This window comes from Flavobacterium mesophilum, assembly GCF_039581405.1.
GTDB lineage: Bacteria > Bacteroidota > Bacteroidia > Flavobacteriales > Flavobacteriaceae > Flavobacterium.
The window spans coordinates 981,519-995,132 of sequence record NZ_JBCPXZ010000001.1; the positions used below are offsets into that span (position 1 = coordinate 981,519).

Sequence of the window (13,614 nt, forward strand, 5' to 3'; positions counted from 1 at the left end):
GCATCGTTTTTCTACATACTTATTTTGTAATTGACGAATTCGTTTTTGATTCTTCTAATTTAATCGCGCTCAACTCTCTTTTTGCTTCTTCCACTACATCTGGAAAATCAGTGAAATTATTGATTACGTTGTCTAAAATATAAGTTGCTTGATAGCTGTCTTTCAATCCGTAGAAATTTTTCGCCATCAAAACCAATCCTTTTGCTCCGTAATATTTGTAAGCCGAATAATTTTTCGCCAATTTTTGAACCGCCACATTCGAAGCGTCAAATTTTCCTTCTTTAGTTTTAAAATAAGCATCATAATACAAAGCTTCTGCCGCTAATTCTCCTTTTGAAGTTGACGACAATTTTGCATAAGCCGTTTTTGCTTTGTCTTCATTTCCAGTTTGCATTGCAGCACGAGCAACAATAATTTGTGCATCGGCTTTTACGCCTGCATCTGCTTTTGGATTTTCTAATACTTTGTCAGCAGCAATAACCGAATTGTCATAATCCTTTTTGTCATAATAACATTTCATCAAATTCGCTTGCGCAAAGTTTTTATTTTGAGCATTATCAGCTTCATTTTCTAAACGAACTAAAACCGGAATCGCCTTGTCGCAATCTTTAGTTTTTAAATAAATCTGCGCCAATTTATTTAGTGATTGCTCGCTAAATTCATTTCTTGGCTGACCAATTACATATTGATAATTTGCAATCGATTTTGTTTCTGAACCATCAGCATAATACAACTGTGCCAAATAGAAATTCGCCTCTAAAGCATGCAATCCTGAAGGAAATTTGCTTACATAACCCGCAAAACCAGTAATCGCTGCTTTGCTGTTGCCTTGACTGTATTGCTTGAAAGCAGCATCATAAGTATCATTATCCAATTCAGCATCTGTAACCGAAACGAAATCTAAAGTTCGTACCCATGTTGCATATTCATCTACTTTTCCAGAATCAACATAAATCAATCTTGCTGTCGAAACGGCTTCTAAAGCTTCTGGAGTTTTAGGAAACTCAGCTGCAACTTTTTTGAATTTAGCTAAAGCCAATTCGTCACGATCTGAATTGTAATAAATCAAACCTTGTTTTAAAATTGATTTTGAAGTAAACAATCCATTTGGATATTCCGAAATCAATTGATCGTACGTTTTGATTGCCAAATCATTTTTCTTATCAGCAACATATGTATTTCCTAATTCAAACAAAACATCATCACGATATTCTGATTTTTTATACATTTTCAAGAAGTTATTCAACTCACTGATTTTCTGATCATTTTTTGACATAAAACCATACGAAAGCGCTTTCTGAAATTGCGCATAATCAGCATCAACCCCTTTTGCGTCAATTGCTTTTCCGTACGCTTCCATTGCTTGAGAATATTTCGAATTCACAAAACGAGAATCTCCCAAACGCAAATACGAATCCGTTAAACGAGATTTATCAGAAGGCGAATTATCAATTTGCGCTTGAAACGAACTTGCCGCCGAATCGTATTCTTTTAACTTGAAATACGTATATCCAACATTATAATTAATGTTTTTATATTCGTCTGTAGATTTTGCTGCAGGAAGTCCAGCAAACTGTTTGTATGTCAATAAAGCATTCTGAAAATCATCAGAAAGATATTCTGTTTCAGCTTTCCAGAATGTCGCGCGAGCCGTAAACTCAGGCGTTTTTTGTTCACTCATTGCACTTTTGAACATTTTTCCAGCTTCAACATAATTAGATTCGTTATACAATTCTAATCCTCTGTAAAATAGAACTTTTTGGTACGCAGCCTTATTTTCAGCAGTTCTGTTTTTTTCTAATAAAACCAACGCTTCTTTGTAGTTTTTTGTCGAAATATACGAGTCCACTAAAAGCTTTTCAACTTCAGCTCTACTCGAATTATTTGGATATTTTTTCAAGAAATCAAGCAAAATTCCAGGAACAGTTTGGTACGCATTTCCAATATCATAACTCAATTTTGCATAATTCAACGCCGCATCTTCTTGAATTTGAGCGTTAAATTCCATTTCCGAAGCATTTTTAAAAGCGTTCAAAGCTTCTTGTTTTTTGCCTGTATTCAAATAACTTAAACCTAAATGATAATAAGCATTTTGAGCCACAAAGTCTTTACCTTCAATAATTTTATTGAATTGCGAAATAGCCTTTTCATAGTCTTTTTGCTCATAATACGCATAACCCAATTGGTAAAAATCGGTATTATTCCATTTTCCTTTTTTACCTGCGTAAAGCTCTAAATACGGAATCGCTTTGCCATATTGCTTCAAATTGAAATAACTCTCTCCAATAATTTTATTCAGTTCTGATTTTTCAATTTCATTTGATTTCGCCATCGCTTTTTGGCCCAAATCAATAGCTTTTTGGAAATTTCCAAGTTTGAAATTCATATCAGCTTGATAATACGAAAGCTTTTCTTTGTATTTTTCTTCACCAGAAACTTCGTCAAAATATTTAGTTGCTTCTTTGTAATCATCGCCTTCATAAGCCATGAAACCTAAATAATATTTAGCTTGAGAACCATATTCAGGAGAATTTACGACTTTGTTGAAATACGTTGTTGCTTCTTTTTTCTTTTTTGCATTGAAAAAACTGTATCCTTTTTGAAAATTAAATTTATCCGAATCCGATTTGCTCATGTAGCTTTCATCGACTTTGTCAAACCATTGCAAAGCTTTTGGATAATTTCCTTGTTCGAAGAAATATTGCGCCACTTCAATATAAGCCTGATTTTGTTTTGTACTTGTTGGGTAATCATTCACAAACTTTTCCATCAACGCATCAGCGTTGGGTTGATTGGTTCTAATGGCACAATTCGCAATATAATAAGCGCAATCTGATTTTACTTCCTCTGTAGGTGCGGTATTATTTTTAACATACTCAAAAATATGTTGTGCCGAAGCGTATTGTTTATCATTATATAAAGCCAGTGCTTTGTCAAAATCCTTTAAATCGTAAGTATAAATAGCTGATTTTTGTGCTGAAATTGTTGTCGATATAAGGATAATTTGCAATAAAAAGAACCAGGAAAGTCTACGCATTTTAGTTATATTTAGTATTCAAATGTATCATTTTATACCGTTTATAACGAAACGTTTCTATTATTTATTATGAACAAATCGTTTAATAGTTATGATTTCAGAGCTTATAAAGCCACAAATTATTGGTTCTCAAACAATCAAAAAAGCATTTTTCAAACCATATAAGTAATATAAGTTCTTATAAGCAAGCGCGTTTACACATCCTACTAAAATGAACTTATATCACTTATATGGTTAATTTTTTTTCTAACTACTTTAGTATTTTTATTCAGAAATCATTGAAATTTATTTTGAATCCAATCGTTATCTTATTACTTTTACCAATCAAATCAATTTTATTATGTCACAAACCGTACTATCTCTTAAAGAAGTCACTATATATCAAGAAGGAAGAAAAATTATCTCTCACATTAATTTAGATGTTCAGCATGGCGAATTCATCTATATTATTGGAAAAACAGGTTCTGGGAAAAGTAGTTTCTTAAAAACTTTATATGCTGATTTGCCTTTACTTGAGGGAGAAGGACATATTGTTGAATTTGATTTGGCAACTCTAAAAGAAAACGATATTCCGTATTTGAGACGTAAAATTGGTATCGTGTTCCAAGACTTTAAATTGCTTCCAGACCGTTCTGTAAAAGACAATATGCTTTTTGTTTTGAAAGCAACTGGATGGACAGAAAAAGAAGCAATGGAGCACAAAATCGATGAAGTTTTGAATAAAGTTGGAATGAAAGACTTCTTGAACAAAATGCCTCACCAGCTTTCTGGAGGTGAACAACAACGTGTTGCGATTGCAAGAGCATTGCTAAACGATCCAGAATTTATCCTTGCCGATGAACCAACTGGAAACCTTGATCCACAAACAAGTTCAGAGGTTTTAGAGGTTTTAAAAACCATCAATGCTAACGGCAAAACGGTTATCATGGCGACTCACGATTATGCTTTATTGATGAAATTCCCATCAAAGACATTAAAATGTGAGGATGAAAGAATCTTCGAAGTGGTGCAAAGAAGCGTGTAATGCTTTCCATTTTAATTCCGGTTTTTAATTATAATGTTTTACCGCTCGTTAACGAACTCGTAAAGCAATGTAATTCGTGCGGCATTACTTTTGAAATCTTATGTCAGGACGACGCGTCAAAATCTGAATTAAACATTCAAAATCAAGAAATTAATCTTCTTTCTAATTGTTTCTTTTTTACAAATGAAACCAATTTAGGACGAGGAAAAAACGTCAATTCGTTAGCTCGAAAAGCAAAATACGATTGGTTGCTGATCTTAGATTGCGATACTTTTCCAGCAAATAACAATTTTATTCAAGACTATATTGATGCGATTTCAGATTCAAAAAAAATCATTTTTGGAGGAATTGTTTATGAAGAAAAAAAGCCAGAAAAAGAACAACTTTTGCGTTGGATTTATGGCCGAGAAAGGGAAACTTCAGCAACTTTAACTTCCAATTTAGTAATCAAAAAAGAAGTTTTTCTTCAATTTCCTTTTGATGAAGAAATTACAAAATACGGTTATGAAGATTTGCTTTTCTTTTCAATTTTAAAAAGAAATAATTTTGAAGTTTTTCAAATCGAAAACCCAACTTTTCATTTGAACTTAGAAACATCAGAACTGTTTTTAACCAAAACCAAAACGGCACTTGAAAATTTGGTTTTTCTTTATAATTCAAATAAAATTTCTTCGGAAGAAAGTAAGATAATTAAAGCTTTTGAATTGCTTAAAAAGATGAATTTACATGGTTTGGCAACATTTTTTTTCAAAAAAAGAGAAACCAAATTAGAGCAAAATTTGCTTTCAGAAAAACCTTCATTGTTTTTATTTGACTTTTATAAGTTGGGCTATTTTTGTATGCTGAAAAACTTATAAACTTTCCAAAAACACTTTCCATTTTCCCATTATTTTTTCAATTGAAAATTGCTCTGAGGCTTCTTTTGCATTTTGCCCAAATTTCAATCTTGCCACTTCATTTTCAATTAAAAAAGAAAGTTTTTCGACGTACATTTCAAAATTATTATCCGGAACTAAAAAACCGTTTTCTTCATTTGTAATGATAGTTCTAGGACCAATTGGACAATCATACGCAATACACGGAATCCCAAAAGACATTGCTTCCAATAAAACCATCGGAAAACCTTCTGATCTTGAAGTCATCAAATAAATGGAAGCTTCTAGATATTTTTCTTCAATGTTTTTTACAAAATGAAAGTAATTTACATTTTGTACTTTTTCAAAAGACTCAAAATCATCTGTATAAATATCCAGAGTCCAATCTGGATGTTTTTTATAAATTTCTTTCCAAATCAACAACAATCGATCCAAGCCTTTTTCATAGGAATTTCGCGCAATGGCAATAACTTTTTTGTTTTTTAAAGAAGCTGAATTTTCCGTTTTAACCCAAGATGGATTCGGAATTACAATTCCGTTTTTCACTTTCCATTCTTTCAAACTTTCTTTTGAAAGCGCTACTATATTTGTGAATTTTCGAGCTCCAAAATCTTTAAATTGATACTTTAATTTTTGAATTGATTTTGAAATGAAATCTGTTTTCTGGCTTTTTTCTTCAATAAATTTTGAACCGTGAATTTCGAAAACAATCGGGATTTTGGTTTTGATTATAAACGGAAAAACAAAGGCTTTTAAACCATTATCTGCAATTAAAATCACATCAGGTTTTACTTCTTGAATGGCTTTATTTATTTGATTTTTATATGATTTTAAAAACTGAAAAGCATTTCCTTTCAAAATCATATTATGAGAAACGATCTCAGCATTGAAGCCATAAAAAGACAACTCTTTTTCTTCATTTTGAGATAAAATATGAACTTCGTAATTAAACTGTTGGACAAAATAATTTGCCTTGACAGACAACACGCGAGCGACTCCCCCTGCATTTTTTATTTTGGGAACAATATAAAGCAGTTTCATTTTTTGGAATTCAGAAAAGTTTCATAATCCCGAATATAATCAGCTTCTTCAAAAATACCTGAAGCCAAAACAAGACAAACTGAACCTGAAGAAAAATTTTCAAGTTCGCGCCAAATTCCTTTTGGCAAATGAAGACCAACGTTTGGTTTATTAAGCAAATAACTTTTTTTGTCTTTTCCGTCGTTTACAATCACTTCAAAACTGCCACTCAAAGCAATCAAAACTTCATGTTGCTCAATGTGCGAATGTCCGCCACGAAAAGCAGTGCTCGGAACATCAAAAAGATAATAAACACGCTTGAATTCAAAAGGCAAAACACCATTTTGAATAAAAGCCAAATTACCGCTCAAGTCTTCCACAACGGGAATTTTTAGCAATGAAATATCTTGAAGTGTCGTCATATATTTAATGTTCTTGCAACAAATTTAGCCATTGTTTTCCAATATTTTCCAATAGAAAAGGTTGAATACTTTTTAATGAATTTTCTTTGCATTTTTGCCACAAAAACTCATCCGAAGCCAATAAATTCATTGATTCGGTTAATTTTTCCCAATTCTGATTTTCGACTAAAATTCCATTTTCGAAAGAAGAAATCATGTCGCGAGGACCAAAATCGCAATCAAAAGAAACAACAGGAATTTCGCAAGCCAAAGCTTCTAAAATGACATTTGGGAAACCTTCATTTTTACTGCTTAAAACTAAAAATTTAGCTTTGCTCAAATATTTAAATGGATTGTTTTGATAGCCTAAAAGATGCACAAAACCTTGAATTTGACAATCTGAGATTACTTTTTGAAGCTTCGATTCGTCTCCATTTCCCACAATCACTAAACGAATATTTTTCTCTGCCAAATCAGATTTTGCATAACTAGAAATCAGTTTTTCAAATTGCTTTATATCATTTTCATATTGCCCGACAGCAATTATAAACTCAAAATTTAAATCAATTTGTTCGTTTTTCTTTTGCTGAATTTCGTCTAAATTCACTGGATTATGAATCATGACAACATTCTGCAAATGATGTTTTTTCTCCATCAAAACTTTCATCTCATCTGTAATCGCGACGTTTGCCAAACAATGATTGTACATCAAACGTGTCAACCAAGAATTATTGGGCATATAATGATCAATCAAAAAACTGTGAACCGTAAAAATGGTTTTGGTATTGTAAATAAACCGGGCAAGAATGAGTTCCTGAATGATTTTGGTTCTAAACCTAAAATCAATTATAAAGTCAAAATGGTTTTCGTTTAAATACGTTCGTAAAGCCCTTAACCGTTTTATTTTATTGAAAAAACCATTGCGTTTATTTTTCAGCAAACCAAGATTGATCACTTTGCCAGCATATGGAAAACTGACTTCATCCAAAACAATAATAACATCAATTTCAAAACCTTGTTTTTCAAAAAAAAGAGACAAATTTGCCATCACTTTGTCACTTCCGCCCCCACTCAGACGGTAACCAATTAAAACGATTTTCTTTTTTTTGTGAGACAATATCATTCGTGATTTCTTATTTTCGTATCAAATATAACTTTTTAAAACAAAATGCAGGATAAATCATTAGTGACCATTATTTGCTTGTGCTACAATCACGAAAAATTTGTGATTGAAAGCCTAATGTCGGCACTAAATCAAGATTATTCAGCAATTGAATTAATAGTTGTTGATGATTTCAGTACCGATAATTCGAGGGAAATCATTAAAAATTTCCTGATCAATTATCCGCAAATTCAATTTATTGAAAATGAAACAAATTTAGGAAGCACAAAATCCTTTAATAAAGCTTTAAAACTGGCAAAAGGCGATTTTATAATTGATTTGGCTTGTGACGATATTTTGTTGCCAAATTGCGTTTCATTGCAAATAAAAGCTTTTCACGAAACTACATTAAAAAATCTCGGAATTGTTTACGGAAATGCCGAATTAATCACTGAAAATGGAAATCATGATTCCTATTACTTCCCAGTCGATTCAAATAAAAAAACAATTGAAAATCGAAAAACTGGAGACATTTATTTAAGTGTTATTTCTGGCGGAAATAGTATTTGTTCGGTTTCTTCGATGGTTAAAAAATCTGTTTTTGATGATTTAAAAGGTTATGATGAAAATCTGGCTTATGAAGATTTAGATTTATGGATTCGTGCTTCGCGCAACTATAATGTTGATTATATTGATGAAATTTCGATTCAGAAAAGAATTTCGACAGATTCTTTAGGAACTCGTTTTTTTCTAAAAAACGATGCAAGAGCGAAAAGAATAAATTATTCTACTTACCTGATTATCAAAAAAGCAATTCTGCTAAACCGAACAAAAGAGGAACACAAAGCCATTTTAAAACGCATTCATTTTGAAATGATTTTGGCGTATAAAACTTCTGATTTCAAATTGTTATTGAAGTATATTTTACTTGAAGTAAAGCAGCGAACTAAAGTACTCCTTTGAACGCTGATAAAACAGATTCGCTATCGCGAAGACGCTGATTAGCACTGATCTTTCAATTAAATTAAAAAATCCGCGACAATCCGCGTTTTTACGAAGTAAATCCGTTTAATCCGTGGCCAATTTCGCAATTTTAAATCGTCAAGAAATCGTCTAATTGATGCTTCTCTCCTTCCCAATCGCGCGAAATATTTTCTCTTATTAATTGGGCAGGAACGCCTCCAATCAAAATATTTTCTCCTAAATTTTTATAATCTTTTGTGCATAAACTATTTGAGGCGATTGTACAGAAATCAGGCGTTTGCGTTCCTTTCATAATCGATACTCTATTACTGACGAAATTGTAATTTCCAATAAAAATTGGTGCCGATTTTTGAAGTTTTTCGCCAGTTTTGGTATCAATTAAATCATGAAAATTAGTGTCGATAATTTGGCATTCAGAACCAAAACGGGCATAATCGCCTAAAACTATTTTTTCGGTACAAATTATTTTTCCGCTAGACGCCAACGAAGCCATATTCCCTAGTTCGCAAATCGCATTTTCGCCCACAAAAACAAAACAATCTTTCCCAAATTGGAATTTCCCTTTAAAGGTTAACTTTCCTAAAATGAAGATTTCCGCAATTCCTTTGTGGCGACTGTTCAATTCGTAAGGTTGGCCAAAACCAATCATTCCTTTTTTGATATTTCCTTCAATTTTAATTTCACCTTTTATCGAAGTGAATTTCATCTTTCCATAAAAGAAAATTGGTAGCTTTTTTGCCGTTTGAAACGGAAATTTCTTGAAATTAAAATACAGCGTTTTGGTCCAGTTTACCGACCAGTAAAACTTGATTTTTTGATAAAATGACTTGTATTTTCGGTAACTGCTTCTAAGCATTTTTATCGTTTTTTCGCTGAACAAATGACGTGAAAATTTCTTTTAAATCTATTTTTTTATTGATTTGATTCAAACTGAAAGCAAATGAAATTAAAATTAGCACAGCAGTAAAACCATATTTTAAATTTTGATTTTCAATGTATTGAATCAAAAAAGTCGAAATACAAATTACGAAACACACCGAATAAATTCGGTAAAAATCATTTTCAAAATAAAAGTTATAGCGCTTTTTGGTAATGATTTTCATTCCAATAAAATGAAGCAAAAAATACAAACAAAAACTAAAACCAAGACCTTCTAAACCATAAAAATAATAGCCTCCAACATTCATTATCAAAGACAAAATATTGAACCCAATTGCGGTTTTCACAAACATTTTCGAATCGCCTTTTGCAATCAAAATAAATCCCATTGACCAGGAAACAGCACGAAACAACATTCCGAGAATTCCCGCGCTGATCATGGGCAAAATCGCATTGAATTTAGCTGTATAAATTACTTTGACGATTATGGGACACAAAGCCAAAAACAATACAATAATCGGTGTGATAATCAAAATCGAAATAAAAGCTTGTTGTACTACACTCATTCTAACTTTTTCATCATCAGAATTAATTGAAGCTAATTTTGGAAAATAATCGGTGCTCATTACCGTAAAAATTATTCCGACATACGAATTGAGCAACGTAAATCCGGCGTTATAAAAACCAACTTGCTCCAAACCTCCAATTTTTCCAATAAAAATCTGAACCAAATACGTGGACAAAAGTGTTAAAACACTGCTTATCGTAAGCATAAAACCTAGCTTCACAATCAGTTTCCCTTCTGAAAATAGGACCGAATTTTCCATCCTTTCCTTTTCAATTTTTACTTTATTCGAATAATAAAATGAAAAAACTAAAGCTGATAATGACGCAATTATAATCGTTGGAAGAATAGCGTCAATTTTCAAAAAATAATAAAGGGGAACCGAAAAAAGAAGTCCAAATAAATTGCCATATAAATTGGCTTTCGCCAAAAATTGAAAAGACCGCAAACCTTGCAAAACCGCCAATTGTCCTGAACTTAATTGCTTGAACAAAATCGTAACCGAAAGAATTGCAAAAGAAAAAGTCTGACTAGAATCGCCAAAAGTGATGATGCTCAATATTTTTGAAAAAGCCAATGTCAAAAACATTCCGAAAATTCCAGTAAAAAACACAATTTTCTTGACAATTTGAATGGTTTTGGAAACCGTTTTTAGATCGTCATTTTTATAATTTTCGGAAATACTTTTTACCGAACTCGTTTCAATTCCGAAACCGGAAATACTGCTCAAAACGCCCAAAGTTGAATTCAGCAAAGCAATAATTCCCATTCCTGCAGGCCCAATAAAAACTGCAATCAATTTAGTTCGAACAACCGAAATTAGAATCGAAAAAAACTGAACGCCTCCAAAAAGTGAAGTCGTTTTTAAAATTTGCTGATATGATTTTTTATCAGACACTATTTTAATATTGATTTAAAATTTCAATAATAAAATCGATTTCATTTTCAGTCAAAACTGGACTAATTGGCAAACTTAAAACCTCGTCATGGATTTTTTCAGTAATTGGAAATGACAAATTATTCCACTCCAAAAATGCTTTTTGTTTATGTGGCGGAATTGGATAATGAATAACGGTTTGAATATTATTTTGAGTCAAATAATTCTGTAAATCTTCTCTGTTTTCAGTTCGGATCACGAACAAATGAAAAACATGATTTTCAGATAAATACCAAAAAGGCAAGATTATTTTTTCGTTTTTAATTTCGGACAAATAACGTTTTGCTATTACTTTTCTTTTTTGATTGTCGGCATTTAAATTCGGTAATTTCAAGTTTAAAAAACCAGCTTGCAATTCGTCTAATCTGGAATTTACGCCAATATGTTCGTTGTGATATTTTTTCTCTGAACCATAATTCCGAAGTGCAAAAAGAACTTTTGCTAATTCTGAATCATTTGTGGTAATCGCGCCGCCATCGCCAAGACAACCCAAGTTTTTTCCAGGATAAAAACTGTAAGCTTGCGCCGATTTTATATTTAAGGTTTTAGATTTGAGATTTTCTTCCGCTTGGAATTTGGAATTTTCATTCAAATGCGGCTCTTCGACTTCGCTCAGAGGGACAATCTGATTTGGAATTTGGAATTTAAAATTATTGGAATTTTGCAAAGCTCCATGCGCTTGCGCACAATCTTCTACAACAATCAAATTATGCTTTTCAGCAATTTCATTTATTTGATCCATTTCGCACAATTGTCCATATAAATGAACGGCTAAAATGGCTTTTGCATTTGAAGTGATTTTTTCTTCAATTAAATCGGGATTGAGATTGTAAGTTTCTAATCGTGGCTCAACTAAAACTGGAACTAAATCGGCTTGCAAAATGGCCAAAATACTCGCAATATAAGTATTTGCAGGAACTATAACTTCGTCACCTTTTTTGAGTTTCCCGAGTTCGATATACCCTTTGAAAATCAAAACTAAGGCGTCTAAACCATTTCCTACTCCAACACAATATTTCGTTTGGCAATATTCGGCGAAAGCCTTTTCAAAAATTTCGACTTCCTTTCCTAAAATATACCAGCCGTTTTCTAAAACTTCTTTCAGTTTTTCCTGAAAAGCAGTTTCATACGGTTCGTTTATTTTTTTAAGATCCAGAAAAGGTATCATTTTAAGTCTATTTTGTAAAAATCCTGATTGTAAATCGTACAGCCCAATTCTTCTTTTTGTTGCAAAAGTCCTGCATTATAGTCTTTTTCATCAACTGAATTTACGATTCCCATATCAAAAAAGTGTTTTCCTTTTCGTTTGTATTTATGAATCAAATTGATGAACAAAAAATCTAAAGCACGTACTTTTTCGCCTTTTTCAGAAGTCGCTCCATATTGTGATTTTACAACATGTTCCGTTTCAAAAATAGTTATTCCAGCAATAATTTCGTCGTTTTGATAAACAGAATATTGTTTGATTCTTTCGGGAAATTGTTGTTTCAAGAAAGTAATTTCTTCGCAAGTATGAACTGGTTTTGTTTTGAATTTTTCCTGCAATCGCGGTTCTAAAACATTTTCCCAAAAAGGCTTAAATTCTTGTTCTTCCACAATATCCAAATCAAGATTTTCAATTCTTCTAAAATGCTTCATTTTGCTTTTCGAAATATGAAGAGGCGATTTTAAATCAACAACCAAATTCATTTCTTTTCTTTCTAAAATGGCATTTCTTTTAAATAGAAAAAAATCCATTTCCTGATTTCCTTCTAAAAAATAAAAGGACGGAATTGGCTTATAATGAAACGTTTCAATTTTATTTTCTTTCAAAAAAAACAAAACCGCATCCAGAATTGCTTCCGCTTTTTCTGCTTTCAATTTTGCCGAAAAAACCAAACCTCCATACGTCAATCCTTGATGAGAATAAACCGAATTTCCTTTGACATTTGCGGGCAAAATCGCCTTAAGCTTTTCATTTTCAAAAACTAAAAGCGAAAAATCCTCAAATCGATCTTTGTGATATTCCATAAAATCACGATGAAACAAAAAAGTTGCATTTTTTGCCTGAACAATAAACTCATTCCATACAGAATAATCGTTTTGATCGTATTTTCTAACAGAATATGACATAGATTTATTTATGATCAAATGCTTTTAAATTCCATTTGTACTTCACCGCCATTAATCGTATCACAATGATAACCAAAGAAGTAACCAAATACAAAATATCGTCGTTGAGATTTAGTTTTCTTAAGCCAAAGAAAACTATTCCTCCCAAAATACAAATCGTGGCATAAATTTCTTCCCTAAAAACATTCGGAATCTCATTGCATAGAATATCTCTAATAACGCCTCCAAAACAAGCCGTCATAGTTCCTAAGGCAATGCAAATAACGGGATGAAGTCCCGTTACAAGTCCGCGTTCAAGGCCTATCAAAGTAAAAACGCCCAAACCAATTGTATCAAAAAGAAACAACGAAGTTCGAAGCTTGTCAAAGCTTTTTCTGAAAATTATAGCTAAAAAATAACCAATAATTATCACATAAACATATTGCATGTCTCGCATCCAACCTACAGGAGTTCTCCCAATCAAAACGTCACGAAGCGTTCCTCCTCCAACGGCAGTTACAAAGGCAATAATAAAAACCCCAAACGGATCCAGTTTTTTATGCATTGCCGTTAAAGCGCCAGACATGGCAAAAGCCATCGTACCAATAATATCTAATAGGTGGAACATTTTTTTTGAGTTACAAAGGTGTAAAGGGTCAAAGTTACAAAGTTCCTTGAACTTTTAAAATCGACTCAAAT

Annotated in this window: 12 protein-coding genes; 3 read left to right on the forward strand and 9 right to left on the reverse strand. The window is 32.2% G+C overall.

Annotated features, from left to right (window positions below; translation table 11 throughout):
• Positions 1-19 precede the first annotated feature (19 nt).
• Positions 20-3,037, reverse strand: coding sequence for a tetratricopeptide repeat protein (locus AAYQ19_RS04155; protein WP_343534156.1), 3,018 nt, complete (start codon positions 3,035-3,037; stop codon positions 20-22).
• Between the two features lie 340 nt (positions 3,038-3,377).
• On the opposite strand from AAYQ19_RS04155, the gene AAYQ19_RS04160 reads away from it, so the two are divergent.
• Both AAYQ19_RS04160 and AAYQ19_RS04165 read left to right on the forward strand, forming a co-directional pair.
• Complete coding sequence (locus AAYQ19_RS04160) at positions 3,378-4,061, forward strand: cell division ATP-binding protein FtsE (RefSeq protein WP_343534158.1); 684 nt, start codon at positions 3,378-3,380, stop codon at positions 4,059-4,061.
• On the forward strand, positions 4,061-4,918 hold the full coding sequence (locus AAYQ19_RS04165; RefSeq protein WP_343534160.1) for a glycosyltransferase family 2 protein: 858 nt from the start codon (positions 4,061-4,063) through the stop codon (positions 4,916-4,918). The genes AAYQ19_RS04160 and AAYQ19_RS04165 overlap by 1 nt, the downstream gene beginning before the upstream one ends.
• Here AAYQ19_RS04165 and AAYQ19_RS04170 read toward each other — a convergent pair.
• From AAYQ19_RS04170 to AAYQ19_RS04180, 3 genes are read right to left on the reverse strand one after another with little or no spacing between them, the layout of a single operon-like run.
• Positions 4,913-5,977 (reverse strand): glycosyltransferase family 4 protein, encoded by a 1,065-nt coding sequence (locus AAYQ19_RS04170; protein ID WP_343534162.1) that lies wholly within the window; start codon positions 5,975-5,977, stop codon positions 4,913-4,915. The two genes, AAYQ19_RS04165 and AAYQ19_RS04170, sit on opposite strands and share 6 nt — an antisense overlap.
• Entirely contained in the window at positions 5,974-6,378 is a 405-nt protein-coding gene (locus AAYQ19_RS04175) for a sugar 3,4-ketoisomerase (RefSeq protein ID WP_343534164.1), read from the reverse strand. Before AAYQ19_RS04175 ends, AAYQ19_RS04170 begins: the two co-directional genes overlap by 4 nt.
• A gap of 4 nt (positions 6,379-6,382) precedes the next feature.
• A complete protein-coding gene (locus AAYQ19_RS04180; RefSeq protein ID WP_343534166.1) occupies positions 6,383-7,480 on the reverse strand; it encodes a glycosyltransferase in 1,098 nt (365 codons plus the stop codon).
• 45 nt (positions 7,481-7,525) lie between these two features.
• On the opposite strand from AAYQ19_RS04180, the gene AAYQ19_RS04185 reads away from it, so the two are divergent.
• Positions 7,526-8,422, forward strand: coding sequence for a glycosyltransferase family 2 protein (locus tag AAYQ19_RS04185; RefSeq protein ID WP_343534168.1), 897 nt, complete (start codon positions 7,526-7,528; stop codon positions 8,420-8,422).
• A gap of 130 nt (positions 8,423-8,552) precedes the next feature.
• On the opposite strand, the gene AAYQ19_RS04190 is transcribed toward AAYQ19_RS04185, so the two are convergent.
• The 5 genes from AAYQ19_RS04190 to AAYQ19_RS04210 are packed head-to-tail and all read right to left on the reverse strand — an operon-like array spanning position 8,553 to position 13,543.
• Complete coding sequence (locus tag AAYQ19_RS04190) at positions 8,553-9,299, reverse strand: acyltransferase (protein WP_343534170.1); 747 nt, start codon at positions 9,297-9,299, stop codon at positions 8,553-8,555.
• Entirely contained in the window at positions 9,292-10,785 is a 1,494-nt protein-coding gene (locus AAYQ19_RS04195) for an oligosaccharide flippase family protein (protein ID WP_343534172.1), read from the reverse strand. Before AAYQ19_RS04195 ends, AAYQ19_RS04190 begins: the two co-directional genes overlap by 8 nt.
• Before the next feature lie 4 nt (positions 10,786-10,789).
• Entirely contained in the window at positions 10,790-11,992 is a 1,203-nt protein-coding gene (locus tag AAYQ19_RS04200) for a DegT/DnrJ/EryC1/StrS family aminotransferase (protein ID WP_343534174.1), read from the reverse strand.
• The gene (locus AAYQ19_RS04205) at positions 11,989-12,936 is read right to left on the reverse strand and encodes a GNAT family N-acetyltransferase (RefSeq protein WP_343534176.1); all 948 of its coding nucleotides are present in this window, start codon (positions 12,934-12,936) and stop codon (positions 11,989-11,991) included. Before AAYQ19_RS04205 ends, AAYQ19_RS04200 begins: the two co-directional genes overlap by 4 nt.
• A 4-nt stretch (positions 12,937-12,940) precedes the next feature.
• The gene (locus AAYQ19_RS04210; protein ID WP_343534178.1) at positions 12,941-13,543 is read right to left on the reverse strand and encodes a trimeric intracellular cation channel family protein; all 603 of its coding nucleotides are present in this window, start codon (positions 13,541-13,543) and stop codon (positions 12,941-12,943) included.
• Positions 13,544-13,614: the final 71 nt, after the last annotated feature.